22 protein-coding genes are annotated in these 24,483 nt (G+C 71.6%); 10 read left to right on the top strand and 12 right to left on the bottom strand.

Going from position 1 to position 24,483, the window contains the following annotated elements:
• Nucleotides 1–612, bottom strand: a 612-nt coding sequence (locus tag D3105_RS13155) for a LysR family transcriptional regulator (RefSeq protein WP_118903422.1), incomplete at its 3' end; no start/stop codon positions are given.
• 70 nt (nucleotides 613–682) lie between these two features.
• Between D3105_RS13155 and D3105_RS13150 the strand changes: the two genes are divergently transcribed.
• Complete coding sequence (locus D3105_RS13150; protein WP_206272723.1) at nucleotides 683–1,858, top strand: TDT family transporter; 1,176 nt, start codon at nucleotides 683–685, stop codon at nucleotides 1,856–1,858.
• Here D3105_RS13150 and D3105_RS13145 read toward each other — a convergent pair.
• From D3105_RS13145 to D3105_RS13130, 4 genes are all read right to left on the bottom strand, one after another.
• Nucleotides 1,797–2,513: a helical backbone metal receptor gene (locus tag D3105_RS13145; RefSeq protein ID WP_118903421.1), complete on the bottom strand. Its 717-nt coding sequence runs from the start codon at nucleotides 2,511–2,513 to the stop codon at nucleotides 1,797–1,799. The genes D3105_RS13150 and D3105_RS13145 overlap by 62 nt on opposite strands.
• A 17-nt stretch (nucleotides 2,514–2,530) precedes the next feature.
• Nucleotides 2,531–3,076, bottom strand: a complete 546-nt coding sequence (locus tag D3105_RS13140; RefSeq protein WP_118903420.1) for a helix-turn-helix domain-containing protein — start codon at nucleotides 3,074–3,076, stop codon at nucleotides 2,531–2,533.
• Nucleotides 3,077–3,240: 164 nt separating this feature from the next.
• On the bottom strand, nucleotides 3,241–5,862 hold the full coding sequence (locus D3105_RS13135) for an ABC transporter permease/substrate binding protein (RefSeq protein ID WP_118903419.1): 2,622 nt from the start codon (nucleotides 5,860–5,862) through the stop codon (nucleotides 3,241–3,243).
• Complete coding sequence (locus D3105_RS13130) at nucleotides 5,855–6,970, bottom strand: quaternary amine ABC transporter ATP-binding protein (RefSeq protein ID WP_118903418.1); 1,116 nt, start codon at nucleotides 6,968–6,970, stop codon at nucleotides 5,855–5,857. Before D3105_RS13130 ends, D3105_RS13135 begins: the two co-directional genes overlap by 8 nt.
• A gap of 320 nt (nucleotides 6,971–7,290) precedes the next feature.
• On the opposite strand from D3105_RS13130, the gene D3105_RS13125 reads away from it, so the two are divergent.
• Both D3105_RS13125 and D3105_RS13120 read left to right on the top strand, forming a co-directional pair.
• Entirely contained in the window at nucleotides 7,291–8,199 is a 909-nt protein-coding gene (locus D3105_RS13125) for a 5'-3' exonuclease (RefSeq protein ID WP_032788072.1), read from the top strand.
• Between the two features lie 70 nt (nucleotides 8,200–8,269).
• Nucleotides 8,270–9,121, top strand: a complete 852-nt coding sequence (locus D3105_RS13120) for a siderophore-interacting protein (protein WP_118903417.1) — start codon at nucleotides 8,270–8,272, stop codon at nucleotides 9,119–9,121.
• 204 nt (nucleotides 9,122–9,325) lie between these two features.
• Here the strand turns inward: D3105_RS13120 and D3105_RS13115 are convergent, their stop codons facing one another.
• Complete coding sequence (locus tag D3105_RS13115) at nucleotides 9,326–9,982, bottom strand: MerR family transcriptional regulator (protein WP_240646888.1); 657 nt, start codon at nucleotides 9,980–9,982, stop codon at nucleotides 9,326–9,328.
• A gap of 176 nt (nucleotides 9,983–10,158) precedes the next feature.
• On the opposite strand from D3105_RS13115, the gene D3105_RS13110 reads away from it, so the two are divergent.
• From D3105_RS13110 to D3105_RS13090, 5 genes are all read left to right on the top strand, one after another.
• Nucleotides 10,159–11,127: a hypothetical protein gene (locus tag D3105_RS13110; protein ID WP_118903415.1), complete on the top strand. Its 969-nt coding sequence runs from the start codon at nucleotides 10,159–10,161 to the stop codon at nucleotides 11,125–11,127.
• Nucleotides 11,124–11,561 (top strand): ABA4-like family protein, encoded by a 438-nt coding sequence (locus D3105_RS13105; RefSeq protein WP_118903414.1) that lies wholly within the window; start codon nucleotides 11,124–11,126, stop codon nucleotides 11,559–11,561. The genes D3105_RS13110 and D3105_RS13105 overlap by 4 nt, the downstream gene beginning before the upstream one ends.
• A 115-nt stretch (nucleotides 11,562–11,676) precedes the next feature.
• Entirely contained in the window at nucleotides 11,677–12,261 is a 585-nt protein-coding gene (locus D3105_RS13100; RefSeq protein ID WP_030712278.1) for a sigma-70 family RNA polymerase sigma factor, read from the top strand.
• The gene (locus D3105_RS13095; protein WP_118903413.1) at nucleotides 12,258–13,013 is read left to right on the top strand and encodes an anti-sigma factor; all 756 of its coding nucleotides are present in this window, start codon (nucleotides 12,258–12,260) and stop codon (nucleotides 13,011–13,013) included. The genes D3105_RS13100 and D3105_RS13095 overlap by 4 nt, the downstream gene beginning before the upstream one ends.
• A gap of 37 nt (nucleotides 13,014–13,050) precedes the next feature.
• Entirely contained in the window at nucleotides 13,051–14,421 is a 1,371-nt protein-coding gene (locus D3105_RS13090; RefSeq protein ID WP_118903412.1) for a cryptochrome/photolyase family protein, read from the top strand.
• A 60-nt stretch (nucleotides 14,422–14,481) separates the two neighbouring features.
• Here the strand turns inward: D3105_RS13090 and D3105_RS13085 are convergent, their stop codons facing one another.
• The 5 genes from D3105_RS13085 to D3105_RS13065 are packed head-to-tail and all read right to left on the bottom strand — an operon-like array spanning nucleotide 14,482 to nucleotide 19,886.
• The gene (locus tag D3105_RS13085; RefSeq protein WP_118903411.1) at nucleotides 14,482–15,285 is read right to left on the bottom strand and encodes a DUF1295 domain-containing protein; all 804 of its coding nucleotides are present in this window, start codon (nucleotides 15,283–15,285) and stop codon (nucleotides 14,482–14,484) included.
• Nucleotides 15,282–16,634: an SAM-dependent methyltransferase gene (locus tag D3105_RS13080; RefSeq protein ID WP_206272722.1), complete on the bottom strand. Its 1,353-nt coding sequence runs from the start codon at nucleotides 16,632–16,634 to the stop codon at nucleotides 15,282–15,284. The genes D3105_RS13085 and D3105_RS13080 overlap by 4 nt, the downstream gene beginning before the upstream one ends.
• The gene (locus tag D3105_RS13075; RefSeq protein ID WP_118903410.1) at nucleotides 16,631–17,896 is read right to left on the bottom strand and encodes an SAM-dependent methyltransferase; all 1,266 of its coding nucleotides are present in this window, start codon (nucleotides 17,894–17,896) and stop codon (nucleotides 16,631–16,633) included. The genes D3105_RS13080 and D3105_RS13075 overlap by 4 nt, the downstream gene beginning before the upstream one ends.
• The gene (locus D3105_RS13070) at nucleotides 17,893–18,618 is read right to left on the bottom strand and encodes a DUF1365 domain-containing protein (protein ID WP_118903409.1); all 726 of its coding nucleotides are present in this window, start codon (nucleotides 18,616–18,618) and stop codon (nucleotides 17,893–17,895) included. The genes D3105_RS13075 and D3105_RS13070 overlap by 4 nt, the downstream gene beginning before the upstream one ends.
• Nucleotides 18,612–19,886 (bottom strand): NAD(P)/FAD-dependent oxidoreductase, encoded by a 1,275-nt coding sequence (locus D3105_RS13065; protein ID WP_118903408.1) that lies wholly within the window; start codon nucleotides 19,884–19,886, stop codon nucleotides 18,612–18,614. Before D3105_RS13065 ends, D3105_RS13070 begins: the two co-directional genes overlap by 7 nt.
• 219 nt (nucleotides 19,887–20,105) lie before the next feature.
• Between D3105_RS13065 and D3105_RS13060 the strand changes: the two genes are divergently transcribed.
• Together D3105_RS13060 and D3105_RS13055 are read left to right on the top strand one after the other, a co-directional pair.
• Nucleotides 20,106–20,753 (top strand): fasciclin domain-containing protein, encoded by a 648-nt coding sequence (locus D3105_RS13060; RefSeq protein ID WP_118903407.1) that lies wholly within the window; start codon nucleotides 20,106–20,108, stop codon nucleotides 20,751–20,753.
• Between the two features lie 151 nt (nucleotides 20,754–20,904).
• Complete coding sequence (locus tag D3105_RS13055) at nucleotides 20,905–21,342, top strand: SPW repeat protein (RefSeq protein WP_118903406.1); 438 nt, start codon at nucleotides 20,905–20,907, stop codon at nucleotides 21,340–21,342.
• Between the two features lie 230 nt (nucleotides 21,343–21,572).
• Here the strand turns inward: D3105_RS13055 and D3105_RS13045 are convergent, their stop codons facing one another.
• Complete coding sequence (locus D3105_RS13045) at nucleotides 21,573–24,413, bottom strand: DEAD/DEAH box helicase (protein WP_118903404.1); 2,841 nt, start codon at nucleotides 24,411–24,413, stop codon at nucleotides 21,573–21,575.
• Between the last annotated feature and the right edge of the window lie 70 nt (nucleotides 24,414–24,483).

Below are 24,483 nucleotides of genomic sequence, written 5' to 3'. Positions count from 1 at the left end.
GAGTTCGCCGGGCAGCAGCGGGGTGCGGCGGCGGGCCCAGGGGTGGGTGGGGGCGACCACGACGACGAGGCGGTCGTGGGCGATGACGGTGCCGTCGAGGCCCTCCGGTATCGACAGGCCCTCGACGAAGCCGAGGTCGGCCTCGCCGGTGACCAGGCGGCGGGCGACGGCCGCCGAATTGCCGACGAGGAGCGAGACCGCGGTGTCGGGGCGCTCCCCGCGCAGGGCGATCAGCCAGCCCGGCAGCAGGTATTCGGCGATGGTCATGCTGGCGGCGACCCGCAGCCGGGAGTCGCGGCGGTCGCGCAGGGCCTGCGTGCCCGCGTCGAAGGCCTCGGCCGCCTCGACGACCCGGCGCGCCCAGTCGGTGACCAGCGCGCCGGCGTCGGTGAGCCGGGAGCCGCGCGGGGAACGGTCGAGCAGGCTGACGCCGAGCTGCCGCTCCATGGACCGGACGCGGCTGGAGGCGGCGGGCTGGGTGATTCCGACGTCCCGGGCGGCACGGCCGAGGCTGCCGTGCCGGGCGACGGCGAGCAGCAGTTCCAGCGCCCCGAGGTCGGGAACCCGGTGGGCGAGGGGGATGCGGGGTGTGTGCACGTCGTCGCCGGTCATAAAGTCAGCTTATGACCTCATAGGAACGTGGTCTCTGGTGGGTGGGGAGACGCCCGCGAAGAATCGTGGCATGGCCATCTTTCCGCAGACCCAGGCATCTCTTCAGCCGTTCTCCGACCCCGCGCTCCCACGGACGGTGCTTCCGACGCGGCTGCCGTCCCTGCGGCACATCGGCCCGAACTGGTACGCGAGCGTCATGGGCACCGCGATCGTCGCGGGCGCCGGGGCCGCGCTCCCCGTCGACGTTCCCGGGCTGCGGGCCTCGATCACCGTCGTGTGGGCGCTGTCGGCAGTGCTGCTCCTGGCCGTCCTCGCCGCGCGGACCGGGCACTGGCTCCACCACCGCGACCAGGCCCGCGCCCATCTGCTGGACCCGACGGTCGCCCCGTTCTACGGCTGTCTGTCGATGGCGCTGATGGCCGTCGGCGGGGCCACCCTGACGGTGGGCGCGGACGTGGTGGGCGCGCGGGCGGCGCTCGCGGTGGACGTGGTGCTGTTCGCGGCGGGTACGGCGGTGGGGCTGGCCGCCGCCGTCGTGGTGCCGTATCTGATGGTCGTACGTCACCGTCCCGCGCCCGGGACCGCGTCGCCGGTCTGGCTGCTGCCGCTGGTCGCCCCGATGGTGTCGGCCTCGCAGGGCGCGCTGCTGGTGCCGCACCTCGGCGCCGGGCAGGGGCGTGAGGCGCTGCTGCTGGCCTGCTACGCGATGTTCGGGCTGTCGTTGCTGGCGACGCTGGTGGTGCTGCCGCTGATCTTCTCGCGGCTGGTCCACCACGGTCCGCTGCCGCTCGCGCTGACCCCGACGCTGTTTCTGGTGCTGGGGCCGCTCGGCCAGTCGACGACCGCCGTCAACCAGCTGGCCGATGTCGCCCCGGGGGCGGTGGCGGCCCCCTACGCCTCGGCGTTCGGCGCGTTCGCGGTGCTGTACGGGGTGCCGGTGATGGGCTTCGCGCTGCTGTGGCTGGCCCTGGCGGCCGCGATGGTGGTGCGGGCCGCGCGGCACGGGATGGGGTTCGCGATGACGTGGTGGGCGTTCACCTTCCCCGTCGGTACGTGTGTGACGGGGGCGGCGGGTCTGGCGCGGCACACCGGCCTGGAGGCGCTGACCTGGCTCGCGGTGGCGCTGTACGTGTTCCTGGTGGTGGCGTGGGCGGTGGCCGGGACGCGGACGGTGCGCGGGGTGTTCAGCGGAGCGCTGACGGCAGCGCCCGTGCCGCCTCGGCCAGCGACGGCCCGTACCAGGTGAGCAGCCGCCCGTCGACGAGTGCGGCGGGCAGGACGGGGAAGGCCTCGGGCCCGTCGTCGGCGGTGAAGCGGTAGGGCTCGTCGGGCAGGACGACCAGTTCGGCACCGGAGGCGTTCAGCTCGTCGATGGGGACGCGCGGGTAGCGCTCGGGGTGGTCGGCGTACACGTTGCGGACGCCGAGGCGGGCCAGGAGGTCCCCGGCGAAGGTGTCGTGGCCGAGCACCATCCAGGGCCTGCGCCAGATCGGTACGACGGCGGGGCGCGGGCTTCCGGAGGGCGCGGGCAGGGCGGCCCAGGCGGCCTCGGCCTCGTCCAGCCAGCGGGGCCGGGCGAGCCCGCAGCCGTCGACGAGGACGCGGTGGAGTTCGGTGAATGCCTGGTCCAGGGTGCGGACCTCGGTGACCAGGACGTCGAGCCCGGCGGCCCGGAGCGCGTCGAGGTCGGGGGCCCGGTTCTCCTCCTCGTTGGCGATCACGAGGTCGGGGGCGAGGGCGGCGATCGCGGCCACGTCCGGGTTCTTCGTGCCGCCGATCCGGGCGGCGGCGAGGTCCGCGGGGTGGGTGCACCAGTCGGTGACGCCGACGAGCAGCCCGGGGGCGGTGTGGGCGACGGCCTCGGTGAGCGAGGGGACCAGCGAGACGACGCGCGCGGGCACTCCAGCCTCCAGGACGCTCAGCGGCGCGAGTCGAAGGTGGCGTCGATGTGCTCGGCCACCGAGACCACGAGGAGCTTGGTGCCGGGCACGGTGGCGCGCCAGCGGTGGCGGACCCCGCCGGAGAGGAACAGGGTGTCGCCGCTCTCCAGCCGGTGCACCTGGCCCTCCGCCTCGACGTCGACGGCGCCCGCGACGACGTACATCAGCTCGTCGTTGCGGTGCTGGAACTCGCGGCCGAGGTCCGGTTCGCCGGAGAACTCCAGGGCGCTGAGCTGGTGGCGGCCGCGCACCAGGCGGCGTACGCCCTCGCCCTCCTCGCCCCGGACGACGTCCACGGCGCGGGCGGAGTCGGCGGCGGCGTGGAGCTTCTTGGTGGTGGTCTCCAGCGCTTCGGCGACCCGGTCGAGGGAGCGGGCGCTGGGGCGGGCCCGTTCGTTCTCGATCTGGCTGAGGAAGGGCACGGAGAGCCCGCTGCGCTCGGCGACCGCGGCCAGCGTGAGGCCGAGGGTTCGGCGTCGACGCCGGACCGCGGCGCCCACGCGCGGTGTGTCCTTGTCGTCCATGTCCGAGCTCCCTCCCGCACCCGCCCATCCTCGCGGTTGCCAGCACCTTACGCACATGGTTGCGCACGACGTCCGGAAAACCACCTCCGGAAAGCCGGAAAGGGGTGGCCCCGCCCGAAGGCGGGGCCACCCCTTTCCTGCCTGTGTTTCTGTGCCCGTGGGCCCTACTGGGGCGCCATGGTGTCCGCGATGCCCGGGTTGTCGTCCATCCAGGCTTTCACGGCTTCCTCCTCGTGGCCCGCGCCGCGCTTCTGGATCTCGTTCTCCAGGCCGCCGAGCTGCTTCTCGGTGAGCTCGAAGTCCTTGAACCACTTCGTGAGCTGCGGGTACTGCTGCGGGAACTCCTTGGAGGCGATGGTGTGCAGCCGGTCGCCCTCGCCGAACGCCTTCTTCGGGTCCTTCAGCTTGGTCATGCCGTACTCGTTGTACGCCCAGTGCGGGGTCCACAGCAGGACCGCGATGGGCTCCTTCTTGGCGTACGCGCGCTTCAGCTCGGCCAGCATGCCGGGCGTGGAGGAGTCGACGACCTCGTACTCGCCGTCCAGGCCGTACTGCGGCAGGACGTTCTTCTTGAGGTTCTCCATGGTGGCGGTGCCGGGCTCGATGCCGACGATCCGGCCCTTGAAGTCGGAGCCCTTGCCCTTCAGGTCCTCCAGAGACGTGACGTCCTTGACGTAGTCGGGGACAGCGACCTCGATGGAGGTCGGGCCGTACCAGGAGCCGATGTCCGTCAGCTTGTCGCCGTACTTGTCCCAGTAATTCTTCTGGGTGTACGGCAGCCAGCCGTCGAACTGCACGTCGATCTGGCCGCGTGACATCGCGGCGTACATCGGGCCGACCTCGAACTGCTTGAGGTTGATCGTGTAGCCGCGCTCCTCCAGGACCGCCTTCCACAGGTACGTGGCGGCGATGTCCTCCTCCCAGGGGAACCAGGCGACCTCGACCGGGCGCTTGCGCTCGTCGTCACCGCTCACGGCCTGGGCGGCCTTCGGGGCGGGGGCCCACGTGTCGACGACGCCGGAGTTGTCCTTCAGCCAGGTGCGGACGGCTTCCTGCTCCTTGCCCGAGCCGGCCTTCTGGATCTCGGCCTCCAGGCTGGTGAGCTGCTTCTCGGTCATCTTGAAGCTCTTCAGCCACTTGGCGACCTCGGGGTTCTCCTGCGAGAAGCCCTTGCGCGCCAGGGTGTGGATGCCGTCGCCCTTGCCCCACAGACCCTTGGGGTCCTTGAGCTTGGTGAGGTCGAAGTCGTTGTAGGCCCAGTGCGGCGACCAGAGCGGAACGACGATCGGTTCCTTCTTGGCGTACGCGCGCTTCAGCTCGGCCAGCATGGACGGCGTGGAGCCGTCGATGAGCTTGTACTCCTTGTCCAGGCCGTAGCCCGGCAGCAGCTTGTCCTTGAGCAGGCCCATCTCACCGGCGCTCGGCTCGATGCCGACGATGCGGCCCTTGAACTCGGAGGCCCGGCCCTTCAGGTCCTCCATCGACTTGACGTCCTTCATGTACGCGGGGACGGCCAGCTCCAGCGAGGTGGGGGCGTACCAGGAGCCCATGTCCTCCAGGCGGTCCTGGTACTTCTTCCAGTAGCTGGCGTGGGTGACCGGCAGCCAGGAGTCGGTCTGGAAGTCGATCTGCCCGTTGGCCATGCCGGTGTACAGCGCGCCGGCCTCGTACTGCTTGACGTCGACCTCGAAGCCGCGCTGCTCCAGCATCTCCTTCCAGAGGAACGTGGAGGCGATGCCCTCGTCCCACGGGATGTAGCCGATGCTGATCTTCTTGCCGTCGCCGACCTGCGCGGTCTTGCCCGCGGTGTCGTCCTTGGAGCCGCCGAAGACGCTCATGCCGCCCGCCACGAGGGCGAGGGCGACGATCGCCGCGACCGCGACCACGGGCTGCGGGCGGTAGGTCCAGATCTTCCAGCCCTCGGCCATCGCACGGGCCTTGACGACCGCGCGGCGGCCCAGCGGGGAGACCACGGTGCCGAGCGCGCCGGTCATCCGGTCCAGGTACATCGCGAGGATGACGATGGAGATGCCCGCCTCGAAGCCGAGGCCGACGTCGACGTTGCCGATGGCGCGGTAGACGGAGCCGCCGAGGCCGCCGCCGCCGACCATGCCCGCGATGACGACCATGGACAGGCCGAGCATGATGACCTGGTTGATACCGGCCATGATCGTGGGCAGGGCCAGGGGCAGCTGGACGCGCAGCAGGGTGTTGCGCGAGGTGGTGCCGAAGGCCTCGGCCGCCTCGACGAGCTCACCGTCGACCTGCCGGATGCCGAGCTCGGTCATCCGGACGCCCGGGGGCAGCGCGAAGATGATCGTGGCGATGATGCCGGGGACCACGCCGACGCCGAAGAAGATGACGCCGGGGATCAGGTAGACCATGGCGGGCATGGTCTGCATGAAGTCCAGGACCGGGCGGACCACCGCGCTGACCGTCTTGGACCGGGAGGCCCAGATGCCCAGCGGTACGGCGATGACCAGGGTGACGAGAGTCGCGACGAGCACCAGGGTGAGGGTGTCCATCGCCTCGTCCCACAGTTCGACGGAGTCGATGAGGGCGAATCCGACGAAGGTGAGCAGGGCGGCGGGCAGGCCGCGCAGCCACCAGGCGATGACGGCGACGATGCCCGCGAACAGCAGGGGTGCGGGGGCGGACAGGACGGCGGCTATGCCGTCGAACATGCCGCTGACGATCGAGCTGATGGCGTCGAAGAGCCAGACGAGGTGGGTCTGCAGCCAGTCGACGGCGGAGTCGACCCATTCGCCGAGGGGGAGCCTAAACACCGGCCACCTTCTTCACGTCGGCGTTCTTCGCGTCCTTCGCGTCGGCCTTCTTCACATCGGCACCGGCCGTGGGCGCGGTGTCGCGGGGAGCCTCGGCCGGGGTCATCGGCTCGCCGAGAACGGCGAGCAGCCGGGAGCTGGGGACGACGCCGACGAGCTTGCCCTTGGCGTCGGTGACGGCGACCGGGTCCGGGCTCTGCGAGCAGGGCGTGAACAGGTCGATGATCGGCGTGGACTCCGCGACCGCGGCGGGGGCCGCGGCGAGCACGTCCTGCGGGGTGCGCAGCTCCGTACCGTCCGCCGCCTTGCCGCCCATCACGGTGTGCGGCTCGGCCATGATCGCGCCGGCGGTGAGTACCCGGGAGCGGTCGACGTCCTGGGTGAACGAGGCGACGTAGTCGTTGGCCGGGGTGACGAGGATGTCCTCGGCGCTGCCGAGCTGGACGATCTTCCCGTCGCGCATGACGGCGATCCGGTCGCCGAGACGCATGGCCTCGTTGAGGTCGTGCGTGATGAAGACGATGGTCTTCTTCAGACGCTTCTGGAGCTCCAGGAGCTGGTCCTGCATGTCACGGCGGATCAGCGGGTCGAGCGCACTGAAGGACTCGTCCATGAGGAGCAGGTCGGCGTCGGTGGCCAGGGCGCGGGCGAGGCCCACGCGCTGCTGCATACCGCCGGACAGTTCGTCGGGCCAGGACTTCTCCCAGCCTTCGAGGCCGGTGAGCCGCAGCGCCTCGGCGGCGCGCACCTCACGCTCCTCGCGCGAGACGCCCTGGACCTCCAGGCCGTACGCGGCGTTCTCCAGGACGCTCCGGTGGGGGAAGAGCGCGAAGTGCTGGAACACCATGCTGATCTTGGTGGAGCGCACGTGCCGCAGCTCGCGGGGGCTCAGGGCGGTCAGGTCCTGGCCGTCGAAGAGCACCCGGCCGGCGGTGGGGTCGAGGAGACCGTTGAGCATCCGCAGCAGGGTGGACTTGCCCGAGCCGGACAACCCCATGACGACGAAGATCTGGCCCGGCTCGACGGTGAACGAGGCGTCGATCACCGCTGCGGTCGTTCCTTCGGCGCGCAGCTCGTCGCGGTCCGCACCGCTCTCGAGCTTCCGCACGGCTTCATCGGGTCGTCTGCCGAACACTTTGTACAAGTGCTCGGCCTGCAGGCTGGACACATACACCTCACGCGTTGAACCGAAAAACGGTCTGCCACCCCCTCCGGCAGACCGTGGAGCGATGCGGGCTCTGTCCGCGTGGCACATGCACTAGTTGAAAATGCGACGTGGTCCGCTCCGGTGGCGCGCCTGCCCGCACTTACACAGCCCAAACGCGACCGTGACCCAGGTCACCGACCTGCGACGGAGCGCGGGTAAGCGGTTACTTTGAGCGACTGTCGGTGTCGTGGGGCATCATCGGGTCCGTGACGCGACGCCTGATGCTCCTCGACACCGCTTCCCTGTACTTCCGCGCCTACTTCGGGGTGCCCGATTCGGTGCGCGCGCCGGACGGGACGCCCGTGAACGCCGTGCGCGGCCTCCTCGACTTCATCGGCCGCCTGGTGCACGACCACCGGCCGGACGAGCTGGTCGCCTGCTGGGACAACGACTGGCGGCCGCAGTGGCGGGTCGACCTGATCCCGACGTACAAGGCGCACCGGGTCGCCGAGGAGACGCCCGCCGGGCAGACGGACGAGGAGGAGATCCCTGACACGCTGTCGCCGCAGGTCCCGATCATCGAGGACGTGCTGGCGGCCCTCGGGATCGCCCGGGTCGGCGTCACGCCGTACGAGGCGGACGACATCATCGGCACGCTCACGGCGCGGGCGAAGGGCCCGGTCGACATCGTCACGGGCGACCGCGATCTGTATCAGCTGGTCGACGACGCCCGTCAGGTGCGCGTGCTGTACCCGCTCAAGGGTGTCGGCACGCTCCAGCTGACCGACGAGGCGTGGCTGCGTGAGAAGTACGGTGTGGACGGCGCGGGGTACGTGGATCTGGCGCTGCTGCGCGGCGACCCGAGCGACGGGCTCCCGGGCGTCCCGGGCATCGGCGAGAAGACGGCGGCGAAGCTGCTGGACGCGTACGGCGATCTCGACGGGATCATGGCGGCGGTGGACGACCCGAAGGCGAAGCTGACCCCGTCGCAGCGCAAGCGGCTGGACGAGTCGCGCGCCTATGTCGCCGTCGCGCCGAAGGTGGTCCGGGTGGCCGGGGACGTGCCCCTTCCCGACTTCGACCCGGCGCTGCCGCGTGAGCCGCGCGACCCGGCCGCCCTGGAGGCGCTGGCGGAGCAGTGGGGGCTGAGCGGGGCGATCCAGCGCCTGCTGACCGTCCTTCAGCACTGAGGGGTCGACCGGGGAGCCGGCCGGGGTGTTAACTTAGGTATACCTAAGTCTTCGAACCAGGGAGTACCTCGTGGCAGAGCGGCCGGCCCGACAGGGACCCAAGGCCCAGGGGGCGCAGGTCGTGCGCACCGAGCAGATCACCCCGCACATGGTGCGGGTGGTCCTCGGCGGCGAAGGGCTTGCGGACTTCTCCCTCTCCGGCTTCACCGACCACTACATCAAACTGTGCTTCGCGCCCGAGGGCGCGGACTACGCGCACCCGTTCGACATGGCGGCCATCCGGGAGGCCCACCCGCGCGAGCTGTGGCCCACCACCCGCACGTACACGGTGCGTTCGTGGGACCCGGACGCCAAGGAGATGGCCGTCGACTTCGTCGTGCACGGCGACGAGGGCCTCGCGGGACCGTGGGCGCAGCGCGCCCGGGTGGGCGAGCAGGTGACCTTCCTCGGCCCCGGCGGCGGATACGGCCCCGACGCCTCGGCGGACTGGCACCTGCTGGCCGGCGACGAGAGCGCGCTGCCGGCGATCGCGGCGGCGCTGGAGCAGATGCCCGTGGGCGCGCTGGTGCACGCCTTCGTCGAGGTGCCGGACGCCTCGGAGGAGCAGAAGATCGTGACGCCCGACGGGGTGGCCGTGACCTGGCTGCACCGCGGCGACCGACCGGTCGGCGAACTGCTGACCGCCGCCGTCAAGGGGCTGGACTTCCCCGAGGGCGAGGTCCAGGCGTTCGTGCACGGCGAGGCGGGCTTCGTGAAGGAGATCCGGCGCTATCTCCGCATGGAGCGTCAGATCCCGCTGTCGCAGCTGTCGATCTCGGGCTACTGGCGCCTCGGCCAGAACGACGACGCGTGGCGCGCGGTGAAGCGCGAGTGGAACGAGCAGGTGGAACGCGAACAGGAAAACGGCACGGCTGCCGCGTAGCGGCTGCTTGCCGGATCGCCCAGGTCACCTGACGCGCCGGGCCGCCCGGGGCATCTGATGCCGAGATCCCCGACCATCGGGTCGCCCGGCCGCCCGGCCGCGGGCTCACACGGCTCTCCCCGCAAGCAGCCCCCGGACCCCGTCCACCGCACGTCGCGGCGGGGTCCGCCCGGTCGGGGCGGCCGGGCGGGCACGGGCCCGGCCTCAAGTGCCCGGAGCGCCCGCCTCCGCACCCCCGGCACCCTCCGCCTCCACCGGCCCCGACAGATGCCCCGGCGACTCGAAGCGCCGGAACGACACGTCGACGTGGGCCAGCCGCCGCAGCGCGCCGAACATCGCCTCGCCCAGGACGGTCCCCACCACGACGCTCTCGACCAGGTCCTCGCGGGCCACCCGCCGCTGCACGTAGTCGAGATCGGCACGGGCAACCGGCTCGGCCGCGTCCGCGTAGGCGTCCAGCAGGTCGACGTACCCGCCGTGCCCGGCCCTGCGCAGCGCGCAGAGCACCCCGGCCAGCGATTCGGCGGCGGAGCCACGCTCGTCCACCTGCCAGCCGCGCCGCCGCACCAGTTCGGCCACCTCCTCGCGGGCATCCTCCAGTTCGGGCCCCGCAGCCTCATCTCCGGTCGGCGTGACGCCGTCCGCCGCGACGCCAAGCACCTTGTGCACCGGCTGCCCGGGATCGTCCATGGCCTCCAGGACCTCGCCGATGGCGGCGAGCGAGAGGCCCCCGACATCCAGCAGCGCCCGGATCAGCCGCAGTCTGCGCTCGTGCCCGGGGCCATAATGCGCCTGGTTCGGGCTGGTCAACTCCCCTGCGGCCAGGAGTCCTTCACGTAGGTAGTACTTGATCGTCGGCACCGGAACTCCGGACCTGCGACTCAATTCGCCGATGCGCACCGCGTGTTCGCCCTTCCGCCCTTGCCAGAAACCGCCCTCATCATAGATAGTCCCCCTATCGGATAGCGGACAGCACAGCTATCCATATTGATTCCGTCACCGTCACGCCACCACCGCATCACCACAGGGGGTCTCCCATGTCGTCATGGCGTTCCTGGCATCGCCCATTAGTCGTCTTCTCCGCCGCGATGGCCGCTCTCGCCGCCGTCTCCGCCGTCGGCCTCGTCGTCGACGACCGGGTTCTGGTCGGGGCGCCGATCTGGGCGAAACCGTTCAAGTTCAGCGTGTCCTTCGTGGCGTACTGCCTGACGCTGGCCTGGATGCTGACGCTCCTCACGCGCGGGCAGCGGATCGGCAGGTGGGCGGGGCACGCCGTCGTGCTGACGAGTCTGGTCGAATTGGTGATCATCACCGTGCAGGTCGTCCGGGGGGAGCGCAGCCACTTCAACACCGCGACCGCCTTCGACTCGGCGCTGTGGAACGCGATGGGGATGACCATCGTCGTGCTGTGGGCGGCCACCCTGGTGATCGCCGTCCTCCTGGTGCGCACCCGAATCACCGACCGGGCGACGGCCCTCGCCGTCCGGGGTGGACTGCTGATCGCCCTGCCCGGCGCGGCACTCGGGTTCCTGATGACGCTGCCGAGCGACAGCCAGCAGGCCGCCGCAGGTTTCGACGCCGCCGACACGATGGGCGCGCACTCCGTGGGCGTACCGGACGGCGGCCCGTCCATGCCCCTGACCGGCTGGTCGACGACCGGCGGCGATCTGCGGGCCCCGCACTTCGTGGGCATGCACGCGCTCCAGCTGATACCGCTCCTCCTGATCGCGCTGGTGCTGCTCGCGCCCCGCTTCGCCCCGCTGCGCGACGCCGGAGTGCGGCTGCGCCTCGTCCGGGTCGCCGTCGGCGGTTACGCGGCGCTCGTCGCGCTCATCACGTGGCAGGCGCTCCGCGGCCAGCCCCTGATCCACCCCGACGGGGTCACGCTCGCCGCCGCCGGGGCGATCCTCGCGGCGGTGGCGTACGGCGTCTGGAGGGCGCTGCGCCCGCCCGCCGCGGACCGCCCGTCCCGAAACCCCGCCGCCGAACAGGAGCCCGTGGCATGACCGGTGCACTCTTCGAGGTCACGTTCTGTCTGGCCGCCCCGTTCTGGCTGCTGATGATCCTCGCCCCCACCTGGTCCGGCACCGCCCGCGTCGCCGCGTCCCCTCTGACCGTGCTGCCGGTGCTCGCCGTCTACACCGTCCTGGCCGTCCCGGTCTTCCCGGAGCTCTGGACGGCGGTGAGCAGCCCGGACATCGACACCTTCCGCGATCTGACGGCGCTGGCCGGCGGAGCCGGGGCCATCTGGGCGCAGGTCATCGCCTGGGATCTCCTGCTCGGCCAGTGGATGTATCTCCAGAGCCGGAAGCTGGGGCTTTCCCCGCTGCTGATGGGCCCGCTGCTGGTGCTGACGATCCTGCTGTCGCCGTTCGGGCTGCTGATCTTCCTCGCCGTCCGCGCCATCCGTTCGCGGCGGCGGGAACCGCTCCCCCGCTGAGTCGCGCGTCCTCCCGGGGCCCGGTCTGGAAAGATCGCGGACATTCGACCAATCCGCACGGGCGTCGGCTCCGAATCACCTCCGGAACCGACGATCGCCCCGGGAGGAAACCCGCGTGAAGGAAGCCGTACACATCAGTGGGGTGCCCTCGCCAGGTCCCGATCTCCAGGAGCTCCTGGTGCGGGTCGCGCGGGGCGACCAGGACGCGTTCGCCTCGGTGTACGACGCGGTGAGCGGGCCCGTGCTCGGCCTGGTGCGCAGCGTTCTGCGCGACCCGGCCCAGTCGGAGGAGGTGGCGCAGGAGGTGCTGGTGGAGGTGTGGCGCACCGCGCCCCGCTTCCAGGCCTCCCGGGGCAGCGCGATGAACTGGGTACTGACCCTGGCCCACCACCGGGCCGTCGACCGGGTCCGCTCCGCCGAGGCCGCCGCCGCCCGGGAGCACAAGGCGGCGCTGCTGGAGCGGACACCCGCCTTCGACGAGGTGTCCGAACAGGTCGAGACCCGGCTGGAGAGAGAACAGGTACGGCGCTGTATGCGCACCCTGTCCGAGCTGCAGCGGGAGTCGGTGACCCTCGCCTACTACCGGGGCCTGACCTACCGTGAGGTCTCCGAACTCCTCTCCGTGCCGCTGGGCACCATCAAGACACGACTCCGCGACGGCCTCATCCGGCTGCGCGACTGCCTGGGGGTGAGCGCATGAGCACGGCCGAACTGCACACGCTGACCGGGGCCTACGCCCTGCATGCGCTGCCGGAGTCCGAACAGCGGGCGTTCGAACAGCATCTGAAGGACTGCGAGGCCTGCGCCCAGGAGGTGCGGGAGCTGTCGGCCACCGCCGCCCGGCTCGGTCTCGCCGTCGCCGAGACCCCGCCGCGCGAACTGCGCGAGAGGGTGCTGCGGGAGATCACGACCGTACGCCAGGAGGCTCCGGCGCACGGCAGACGGGAACGGACCGGCGGGGGGAGGACGCGCACCGGACGGTGGTACGCCTACGCGCTCGCCGCCTGCATCGCGGCGGCCGCCGCGTTCGGCGGGGTGGCGGTCTGGCAGAACCAGCTGGCCCAGGACGCGCGGCAGGAGGCGGACCAGGCGCAGCGGCAGAACGAGCAGCTGGCGCAGGTGCTTTCGGCCCCCGACGCGAAGACCTCGTCGAGCGAGCTGACGGGCGGGGCCCGCGGCACCGTCGTCGTCTCGCAGAGCCAGAACCGCGCGGTGTTCCTGGCCTCGGGGATGGCTCCGCCGCCGAGCGGCAAGGTCTACCAGATCTGGTTCAACGACGAGGGCACCATGCGCTCGGCCGGACTGATGGACCCGAGGGCGAGCGACGACGCGGTCCTCCTGAACGGGCCGGTGGACCAGGCGTCCGGGATGGGCATCACGGTGGAGCCCTCCGGTGGCTCCGACGAACCGACCTCGGATCCGGTGGCGCTGATGGATTTCCCGACCGCCTGACGTTTCCCCACGAGTACCGCAAGGGAGCACACGTTCCATGAGTAGTGTCGCGGTGGTGCTGTTCACCTCCGACCTGCGTCTGCACGACCATCCGGTGCTGCATGCCGCCCTGCGGGACGCGGACGAGGTCGTCCCACTGTTCGTGCGGGACGACGCCGTCCACCGGGCCGGGTTCGACGCGCCCAACCGGCTGGCGTTCCTCGCGGACTGCCTGGCGGACCTGGACGCCGGTCTTCGCGACCGCGGGGGGAGACTGGTCCTTCGTCGGGGCGAGGTCGCCCGCGAGGTGAAACGGGTCGTCGAGCGGACCGGGGCGGAGTCCGTGCACATCGCCGCCGGGGTCAGCGGGTACGCGGCGCAGCGTGAGGAGCGCATCCGGGAGGCCCTCGCGGGCACCGGCTGCGAGCTGCGCGTCCACGACGCGGTGGTCACCGCGCTCGCCCCGGGCCGAGTGGTCCCGACGGGCGGCAAGGACCACTTCGCGGTGTTCACCCCGTACTTCCGCCGTTGGGAGGCGGAGGGAGTACGGGGCACACTGGCCGCTCCCCGCACGGTCCGGGTGCCCGACGGCGTGTCCGGCGACGCGCTCCCGGACCGGGACGCGACCAGACACGTCTCCCCCGGTCTCGCCCGGGGCGGCGAGCAGGCGGGCCGCAAACTGGTGACGTCCTGGCTCCACGGCCCCATGGCCGACTACGAGGACGGGCACGACGATCTGGCCGGCGACGCGACGTCCCGGCTCTCCCCGCATCTGCACTTCGGTACGGTCTCCGCCGCCGAACTGGCCAACCGGGCGCGGGAGAAGGGCGGCCCCGGCAGCGAGGCGTTCGTGCGGCAGCTGGCCTGGCGCGACTTCCACCACCAGGTCCTCGCCGCCCGGCCCGACGCCTCCTGGTCCGACTACCGGCCGCGCCACGACCGGTGGCGCTCGGACGAGGACGAGATCGCGGCCTGGAAGTCCGGGCACACGGGCTATCCGCTGGTGGACGCGGCGATGCGGCAGCTCGCGCACGAGGGCTGGATGCACAACCGGGGCCGGATGCTGGCCGCGAGCTTCCTCACGAAGACGCTGTACGTGGACTGGCGGGTGGGCGCACGGCACTTCCTGGAGTTGCTGGTCGACGGGGACGTGGCGAACAACCAGCTCAACTGGCAGTGGGTGGCGGGCACCGGCACGGACACCCGCCCCAACCGGATCCTGAACCCGGTGATCCAGGGCAAGCGCTTCGACCCGGACGGCGCATACGTACGGCGGTGGGTGCCGGAACTGGCGGAGGTGGAGGGGCCCGCGATCCACGAACCCTGGAAGCTGGAGGGCCTTGACCGGGCGGGCGTCGACTATCCCGACCCGGTGGTGGACCTGGCCGAGGCGCGGTCCCGCTTCGAACGCGCGCGCGGCCTCGACTGACCCGTATGCCCCCGGCAGGGCCTGTTCCGCGCGGCTGCGGAACAGGCCCTGCCGGGTCTCTCACGCCCGGCGCGGTGGCCGCGGGAAGAAGCCGCTCGTCCGGGCCCGGTACGCGGCGAACCCCGGCCGGTCGGCCATATGACGCTCCAGCAGGGCCGCGCCGCTGCCCTTCGTCAGCAGGAAGCTCATCACCAGCGGGGCGACGACGGTGGCGGCAGCGGCGGCCGGCGCCTGGCAGACGAAGAGGAAGAGGCCCCACCAGACGCAGAAGTCGCCGAAGTAGTTCGGATGGCGGGTCCAGGACCACAGCCCCCGGTCCATGATCTTCCCCTTGTTGGCGGGGTCGGCCTTGAACCGGGCGAGTTGGGCGTCACCGACCGCCTCGAAGACCAGCCCGACCGCCCACAGCAGCACCCCCGCCCAGGCCCACCAGGCCAGCGGCGCGGTGAGGTACTGGGCGGCCTGGACCGGGAGCGAGACGAGCCAGACCAGCGCGCCCTGGAGCAGATACACCTTGCGCAGGGCGTACAGCTGGGGGTTGCCGGGGGCCTTGGCCAGCATCTTCGCGTAGCGCGGGTCCTCTCCGTGGCCCTTCCCGCGCCGCCCGATGTGGATCGCGAGGCGCAGCCCCCAGATCACGGTCAGCGCGGTGACGAGCAGCCGGCGGACGTCGTCGCCCTCGCCCGCAGAGAGGCCGTAGGAGACCAGCGCGACGGCGGCGAACCCGAGTCCCCAGGCGATGTCGACGATCCGGTGCACGCCCTTGTTCAGGGCGATGGCGAAGGTGACGAGCATGACGCCGAGGGCGGCGACGGCCGTGCCCGCGAGCCCGCTCGCGAACGCGTTCCAGGCGAAGCCGCTCACCGCTCCTCCTCGGGACCTGCCGGTGCGTGCCAGTCGCGCCGGGTGGCGGGCATCGCGGCGGAGCCGGCCGGGTCGGGCCGTACGGACAGGATCTGGTCGACGCCCATCCGCCGCTCCTCGAACGCGAGCGCGCCGCCGACGAGATAGAGCCGCCACACCCGCGCGGTCTCCTCCCCGACCATGGCGACGAACTCCGCCCAGCGCTCCTCCAGGGTGCGCCGCCATGCCTCCACGGTCCGTACGTAGTGCTCGCGCAGCGATTCGACGTCCCGCACCTCCAGGCCGGCGCCCTCCAGCAGGGCGACGGTCTCGCCGAGCGGCCGCATGTGCATGTCGGGGGCGATGTAGGACTCGATGAACGCGCCGCCGCCGGGGGCGGTCGCGCCGCGTGACATCTGCTGGACGAGCGCCCGGCCGCGCGGCCGCAGGGAGTCGTGCAGGATGCGGGTGAACGCGGGGTACTCGGCGTCCCCGACGTGTTCGCCCATCTCGACGGTGGACACGGCGTCGTACGCGCCCCGGGTGCCTGGCCGCTCGGCGATGTCCCGGTAGTCGATGTTCAGCACCTCGACGAGGTCGTCGAGACCGCGTGCCGTGACCTGCTGCCTTACGTACGCGGCCTGTTCGGCGGCGAGGGTGACGGCGGTGACGTGGACGCCGTGGTTCTCGGCGGCGTACAGGGTCAGCGAACCCCAGCCGCAGCCGATGTCCAGCAGCCGTGCGCCGGGCCGCAGTCCGAGCTTGCGGCAGATCAGCTCCAGCTTGTCGCGCTGGGCGTCGGCCGGTCCGTAGCCGGGTGCGTCGCTGGTCCAGTAGCCGCAGGAGTACGCCATCGTCTCGTCGAGGAGCAGGGCGTAGAAGGCGTTGGACAGGTCGTAGTGGTGGCTGATCGCCGCACGGTCCCGGGCCTTGCTGTGCAGTTCCCCGCGCAGTCCCGCGCGGGCGGCGGGCACCGGTGGCCGGGGGCCGACCGCGCCGAGGCGCAGGGCGAGGCCGGCCGCCTTGACGCGGTCGGCGAGGGCGGGCGCGGGCGCGGTGAGGCCGCGTTCGCGCACGGCGCGGCGCATGGCGCGCAGCCCGTCGCCGAGGTCGGCGTCGAGGTCGATGTCACCGGTGATGTAGGCCTCGGCGAGGCCGAGTTCGCCCGGCTCCCACAGCAGGCGGCGCAGCGCCCTGCGGGTCCGCACATGGACGGTGGGGGCGTCCTGCGGCCCGGTCTCGCTGCCGTCCCACATCCGTACCCGGACCGGCAGTCCGCCGCCGAGGAACCGCTCGATCAGCGGTTCGACGCGCTGGGCGGCCCCGGTCGGGGTGCGTCGGGCGGGCGGCATGGTGGCGGAGGTGGTCACGCGGTCTCCTCGCGGGTCAGAAGCAGTTGCTGTACATCGAGGTAGCCGGAGCGGAAGCCCGCTTCGGAGTAGGCGAGGTAGAAGGTCCACATCCGGCGGAAGACGGCGTCGAAGCCGAGGGCGTCGACCTCGGCCGCCCGCTCGGTGAACCGCTCGCGCCACAGCCGAAGCGTCTCGGCGTAGTGCGCGCCGAACCGGATGCGCTGGGTGGTGCGCAGCCGGGTGTACTCGGTGGTGACCCGCTCGACGGCCTCGGTGGAGGGCAGCAGTCCGCCGGGGAAGATGTACTTGCTGATCCAGGTGTAGGTGGAGCGACTGACGCGCAGTCGGTCGTCGGGCATGGTGATGGCCTGGAGGGCGACCCGGCCGCCGGGGGCGAGCAGCCGATCCAGGGTCTGGAAGTAGACCGGCCAGAACTCCTCGCCGACCGCCTCGATCATCTCGACACTGACGATCGCGTCGTAGTCGCCGGTGACATGGCGGTAGTCGCTCAGCCGCACCTCGACGCGGTCCTCGAACCCGGCTTCGCGGATGCGGGCCCGGGCCAGTTCGCGCTGTTCGGCGGAGAGGGTGACGGTGGTGACCCGGGCGCCGCGGGCGGCCGCGCGGATGGCCAGTTCGCCCCAGCCGGTGCCGATCTCCAGCAGCCGGGTGCCCTCGGTGACACCGGCGGCGTCGAGCAGCCGGTCGATCTTGCGGTGCTGGGCGACGGGCAACAGGTCGGGCTCGGCGGGGAAGCCGCGGAAGACGGCGGAGGAGTAGGAGAGCGTCTCGTCGAGGAAGAGGGCGAACAGCTCGTTGGACAGGTCGTAGTGGTGGCTGATGTTGTCCCGGGAGCCCTCGGGGGTGTTCATCTGCGCGGCGGGCCTGCGCAGATGCCAGATGCCGCGCAGGCGTTGCAGGGAGCGGGGGACGAGGTCGGCGGCGTTCTCGGCGAGGACGGTCAGCACGGCGACGAGGTCGGGCGCGTCCCACTCGCCGGCCATGTAGGACTCGCCGAAGCCGATGAGTCCGCTCGCGCCGATCCGCCGGAAGAAGGCGTCGGGGTCGCGGATGTCCATGAGGGGCCCGCCGAGGCCGATGTCGCCCTGGCCCGCGAGCCGAGCGCGCAGGGGGAGCCTGCCGAGCGCGCGGCGGACGATGCGTTCGGCGACGGCGGTCCGGGCGCGGGAGACCCGGGGCAGGGTGACGATGTCGGGCCAGCGTTCCGGGTCGGTCCCGGGGGTGTGCTCTGCCGGCAGCGCCGAGGTGGGAGCGGTCACTGCATGCCTTCCTGTGTGCGGTGCGGGGGACGGGGTCGCACGGGGAGCCCGCGCAGATAGAGCCGGATGCCGTGCAGGCGGATCGCGGCGGAGACGAGGACGGTGGAGAGGGGGTGGCGCAGGGCGAGGCGCACCAGCTCCCGGGGGGTGGCCGGGCGGCGGGTGCCCCGCACGGTCGCGGTGAACGGGCGCGCCCCTTCACGCTCCAGGTGGACGCTCAGGTCGAGCCGGGACCCGGGCTCGGGCAGCCGCATCCGGTACCCGCCGTCCACGGGGAAGAACGGCGAGACGTAGAACGCCTTGCCGGTCACGGCTCGGTCCCTCCCGTCGGGGCGCAGAAGGTAGCCGTGGCGTCCGCCGTACGTGTTGTGCACCTCGGCGACGACGCAGAGGGGACTGCCGTCGGCGCGGTGGCACCAGTAGACGGTGATCGGGTTGAAGACGTACCCGAACACCCGGGCCTGGGTGAGCATGGTGACGGTGCCGTCGCCCAGCTCCACGCCCCGGGCTCGCAAGAAGCGCTCGAGACCGGCCCGGATGGTGGGGGCGGTGCCGCCGAAGTGGTCGCGGGCATCGAACCGGGCCAGCGGCCGCAGGGCGCGCGGCAGCTCGGGCGGCCGGTCGGGGTCGATCAGCCACAGGTAGGTCCGGTGCCGGAACGCGTATTTCGTCGGCCGGTTCCGTACGTGCGTGATCGTGCACGGGTAGAGGGCGCTCACCACCCCACCCCCAGGGCGGCGGCGGCCTCGACCCCCGAACGGCAGCCGTCCTCGTGGAAGCCCCAGCCGTGGTACGCCCCGGCGTAGGCGGTGACGGGACCGGACAGGGTGTGCAGCCGGGCCTGGGCCGCGACCGACTCCGGGGTGTAGACGGGGTGCTCGTAGACCATGCGGGCGCGGACGGTGTCCGGATCGACGCGGTCGGCGCCGTTCAACGTGACGACGAAGGAGTCCGGGGCGTCGAGCCGCTGGAGCCGGTTCATGTCGTAGCTGACGGTCACCCGGTCGGCGTCGGCGGCGCACGAGGGCATCAGGTAGTTCCAGGAGGCCCTGGCCCCTCGGGCGCGCGGCAGCAGCGTGGTGTCCGTGTGCAGCAGGGTCGGGTTGCGGGAGTACCGGAACGCGCCGAGCGTGCTGCGCTCGGCGTCGGTCGGGTCGGCGAGCATCCGCAGCGCCTGGTCGGGGTGGGTGGCGATGACGACGGAGTCGTACGGGGTGGTCGTGCCGTCCTCGGTGGTGAGGTCGACGCCGTCCGCGTGCCGGGTGACGGCGCGGACCGGGGTCGCGGTGTGCACGGCGGCGAGCTGCTTGACGACGAGGTCGACGTAAGCGCGCGACCCGCCGGTGACGGTGCGCCAGACCGGTGAGCCGCCGATGGTGAGCATGCCGTGGTGGTCGAGGAAGCGGAAGAGGTAGCGGGCCGGGTAGCGCAGGGCGGTGACCGGGTCGCAGGACCAGACGGCGGAGACCATGGGCGTCAGGAAGTGGGCGTGGAAGTAGGGCGAGAAGCGCCCGCGTCGGGCGAACTCCCCCAGCGTCATCGCGCTCGCCCCGCTCTCCGGCAGCGCCAGCAGGGCCCGGGCGGCGCGGTGGAAGCGCGGTACCTCGGCGAGCATCCGCAGATAGGGGCCGCGCACGGCGGAGCGCGGCTGCGCGAAGAGCCCGGCGGGGCCCCGGGCTCCGGCGTACTCCAGACCGCAGCCCTCGCACCGTACGGACATCGACATCTCGGACTCCTGGGTGGCGACGCCCAGTTCGTCGAAGAGCCGCAGCAGGTGGGGGTAGGTCCGCCGGTTGTGCACGATGAACCCGGAGTCGACGCGGTGCACCCGGCCGTCGGAAGCGGCCAGATCATGGGTGTGGGCATGGCCTCCCACGCGATCGTCCGCTTCGTACAGCGTCACCTCATGCGCGTCGCGGAGAACGTGGGCGGCGGTCAGCCCCGCCACTCCGGCTCCCACCACGGCCGTCCGCCGCCGTTCCCCTGCCATTCCGGCTCCCTCCGGTCCCATCACCTGGTCGGAGCGCTGCTGCAGCGCCCCTCACGTGGCATTCGTGGCCGGTCGCCGAACGGATTGGTCGATCACCGAATCTGCTCCGAACGAGTGAATGAAGAGTCCCGGACCAATCCGCCGGCCACCCCGGCACCGAACCCCCCGTGTCAGAACAGACCGCTCTCCGCACGACACATCCGATCCAGGAGAAACGCCATGAACACGCTCCTCTTCCGCCGCGCAGCCGTCGCCGTGTCCGCCGCAGCCGTGCTGCCGCTGGCGCTGACCGCCTGCTCGTCGGACGACTCCTCCAAGGACTCGGCGGCCGGCTCCACGCCCAGCTCGTCCGCGCCGGCGAGCCCCTCGGCCGACGACTCGGCGACCATGAACGAGCCGTTCGGTCCGGCCTGTTCGTCGGTGCCGAAGGAAGGCGCGGGCTCGTTCGACGGCATGGCGAAGGACCCGGTCGCGACGGCCGCCTCGAACAACGAGGAGCTGTCGACGCTGGTGGCCGCCGTGAAGCAGGCCGGCCTGGTCGACACGCTCAACAACGCCGAGAACATCACGGTGTTCGCCCCGACCAACGACGCCTTCGCGAAGATCCCGAAGGCCGACCTGGACGCGCTGCTGGCGAACAAGGCCGAGCTCACCAAGGTCCTCACCTACCACGTGGTGGGCGAGAAGCTGACGCCGCAGCAGCTGGAGAAGGGGTCCTTCGACACCCTGGAGAAGAGCAAGCTGACGACGGCCGGCTCGGGCACGGAGTACACCGTGAACGACTCCTCGAAGGTCGTCTGCGGCAATGTCCCGACCGCCAACGCGACGGTCTACATCGTCGACACGGTCCTGATGCCCCCGAAGTAGTCTCCACCGATTCCCCCCTCGTCGTACCCGGGAAAAACTCCGCCCGAAATGTACACATAAGCGCCAGATAAGCGCACTATGGAGGTATGGGTGCCTGCCGCACCCATCCGCACAGCGGCAGGGCCCGCAGGACCGAAGGAGACGAGAACTCATGAGCAACGTCTCACACGCGAGGAGCGACTTGTCGGGCCACCCCGACGCCTCCGAAATGCGTGCACGGTACGACCGCGTGATGGGCGGCCGCGATGTGGCGCTGGTGGACGCGCCGGTGTTCCTCGTCGGCCTCTACTGCGCCGTCTCCCCGTGGGTGCTCCACTTCACGGCGAGCCAGCCGGCCCTGGTCACGCACAACCTGGTGATGGGCATCGCCATCGCGGTACTGGCCCTCGGCTTCACCGCGATGCCCGAGCGCATGTACGGCCTGAGCTGGGCGATCTGCGCGATGGGGGCATGGATCATCGTGTCGACCTGGGTGGTGGGCAACAGCCCGGATGCCGGAATCGTGATCAACAACATCATCGTCGGCGGACTGACGGTACTGCTGGGCATGGTCTGCGCAGGAGCAACGACGAGAACCCGCAGCACGTAAGGCCGACCCGATCAGCCCTCCGGACCTCGTCTTCAGCCCCTCCGGCGTCTGAGGAGCGGGGCCCGGGGCAGCGCCACCCCTCCCAGCCCCTCCGGCGTCTGAGGAGCGGGGCCCGGGGCAGCGCCACACCTCCCAGCCCCTCCGGCGTCTGAGGAGCGGGGCCCGGGGCGGCGCCCCGGTTTCGGGAAGGGGCGGGTAGGGGAACAAGCCCGCCGCAGGCGCTCCGCTCCTCACCCCACCGAGCTGTACGCCACGACCCCCCGCAACACCGCATCCACCGCCTTACGCGCACTCTTCGCCACGCCCGACGCCCCCTCCCCCGCATCCCGGGGCGCCGCCGCGGCCACCTGCCCCAGCACATCGATCACCTGCTTGCACCACCGCACGAAGTCCCCCGCCGGCATCTCCGCCTCGCGCAGCACCTCGTCCAGCGTCCGGCCGGAGGCCCACATGTAGACCGCCCAGGCGAAGCCGAGATCGGGCTCGCGCTGCCCGACCCCCTCCGTCTGGTTGATCTTGAAGTCCTCCTCCAGGGCGTCCAGCCGCCCCCAGATCCGCACCATCTCGCCCATGGCGACCTTGGCAGGACCGGACGGCAGCTTCGGCGCGACCGCGTCATCGGCCTGCCGTGCCTCGTAGACCAGAGCCGAGACGCACGCGGCCAGCTCAGCAGGGTTGAGCCCCTCCCACACGCCCTCCCGCAGACACTCACTGGCGAGCAGGTCCAGCTCCCCGTACAGCCGGGCCAGCCGCCGCCCGTTGGCGGTGACCTCGTTGCCCCGGAGGTAGTCCAGCTCGGTGAGGAGCGCGACGATCCGGTCGAAGGTCCGGGCGATCGTGTTCGTCCGCCCCTCGATCCGCTTCTCCAGCTGCCGGGTGTCCCGCTGCAGCCGGTGGTAGCGCTCGGCCCACCGCGCGTGGTCCTCCCGCTCGTCACACCCGTGGCACGGGTGGGCGCGCAGCTCGGTCCGCAGCCGGGCGATCTCGCGGTCGTCGGCGGCCGGCGCCCGCCCCTTGCGGTGCCGGTCGGGCACGATGTGCCCGGCCTTGGACCGCAGCGCGGAGGCCAGATCACGCCGGGACTGCGGCGACCGCGGGTTGAACGACTTCGGGACGCGCATCCGGTCCAGCGCCTCCACCGGCACCGGGAAGTCCATCGAGGCCAGCCGCTTGACCTGCCGCTCGGCGGTCAGCACCAGCGGCCGAGGCCCGTCGTGGTGGTCGAAACCGCGGTGCCCGTTGGCCCGCCCGGCGGGCAGCCCCGGATCCAGCACCAAGGCCAGACCCGCGAACTTCCCCGTCGGAACGTGGATGACATCCCCGGGCTTCAGCTTCTCCAGGGACGAGGCCGCCGCCGCCCGCCGCTGTGCCGCGCCCTGCTTGGCCAGCTCCGTCTCGCGGTCCTTGAGGTCGCGCCGCAGGCGCGCGTACTCCTCGAAGTCCCCGAGGTGGCAGGTCATACCCTCCTTGTAACCCTCCAGGCCCTCCTCGTTGCGCTGCACCTGGCGGGAGATCCCGACGACGGACTTGTCCGCCTGGAACTGGGCGAACGAGGTCTCCAGCAGCTCGCGCGACCGGTGCCGCCCGAACTGCTGCACCAGGTTGACCGCCATGTTGTACGAGGGGCGGAAGCTGGAGCGCAGCGGATACGTACGCGTCCCCGCGAGGCCGGCCAGCGCCGTCGGGTCGAGGCCGCGCTGCCACAGGACCACCGCGTGGCCCTCGACGTCGATGCCGCGGCGTCCGGCCCGGCCGGTGAGCTGGGTGTACTCGCCGGGCGTGATGTCGGCGTGCTGCTCGCCGTTCCACTTGACGAGCTTCTCCAGCACCACCGAGCGCGCGGGCATGTTGATGCCGAGCGCCAGGGTCTCGGTGGCGAAGACGGCCTTGACCAGGCCGCGGACGAAGAGCTCCTCGACGACCTCCTTGAACGTCGGCAGCATGCCCGCGTGGTGGGCGGCGATGCCCCGCTCCAGGCCTTCGAGCCACTCGTAATAGCCCAGCACGTGCAGGTCCTCGCCGGGGATGGAGGCGGTCCGCTCCTCGACGATCTCGCGGACCAGCCGGCGGTTGTCCTCGTCGTTGAGCCGGAGTCCGGCGTACAGACACTGCTGGACGGCGGCCTCGCAGCCCGCCCGGCTGAAGATGAACGTGATCGCGGGGAGGAGCCCCTCGTTGTCCAGCCGGTCGATGACCTCGGGCCTGCCGGGCGTCCAGATCCGGCCGCGCTGACGCCGCTCGCGCTCGCGGTCGGCCTCGCGCACCATCTTGCCCCGGCGGCGGTCGCGCGGGTTGTAGGTGTTCTGGCTCTCCTGGCGGGCCAGCCGGACCAGGTCCGGGTTGACCTCGCGGCGTCCGGCGCCCCGGCCGCCGTGGTCGGTGCCCTCCTCGAAGAGGTCGTACATCCGGCGTCCGGCCATGACGTGCTGCCACAGCGGCACAGGGCGGTGCTCGGAGACGATGACCTCGGTGTCACCGCGCACGGTGTCCAGCCAGTCGCCGAACTCCTCCGCGTTGGACACGGTCGCCGAGAGGGAGACCAGCGTCACCGACTCGGGGAGGTGGATGATCACTTCCTCCCACACCGCGCCCCGGAAGCGGTCGGAGAGGTAGTGCACCTCGTCCATGACCACATAGCCGAGGCCGGAGAGCGACTGGGAGCCCGCGTACAGCATGTTCCGCAGGACCTCGGTGGTCATCACGACCACCGGTGCCTCGGAGTTGACGCTGTTGTCGCCGGTCAGCAGACCGACCTTGTCCGCGCCGTACCGCTTGACCAGGTCGGCGTACTTCTGGTTCGAGAGCGCCTTGATCGGCGTGGTGTAGAAGCATTTGCGGCCCTGCTCCAGGGCCAGGTGCACGGCGAACTCGCCGACGATCGTCTTGCCCGACCCGGTGGGCGCCGCGACCAGCACCCCCTTGCCCGCCTCCAGGGCCTGGCACGCCTCGATCTGGAACGGGTCCAGGCCGAAGTCGTACATCTCCCGGAAGGGCCCGAGGGCCGTCGCCATCTCGGCCGCACGGGCGCGGGATGCCTGGTATCGCTCAGCTGGTGAGAGGTCCTCTGTCATCTTGGCTACGAGCCTACCCGTCACCTCTGACAGTCAGCCCGATCTTTAAATCCCCTTGGGCTTCCGCCCG

Origin of the sequence: Streptomyces globisporus (assembly GCF_003501885.1) — a bacterium.
Lineage (GTDB): Bacteria > Actinomycetota > Actinomycetes > Streptomycetales > Streptomycetaceae > Streptomyces > Streptomyces globisporus_D.
This window is presented reverse-complemented; position numbering and strand designations above follow the sequence as displayed.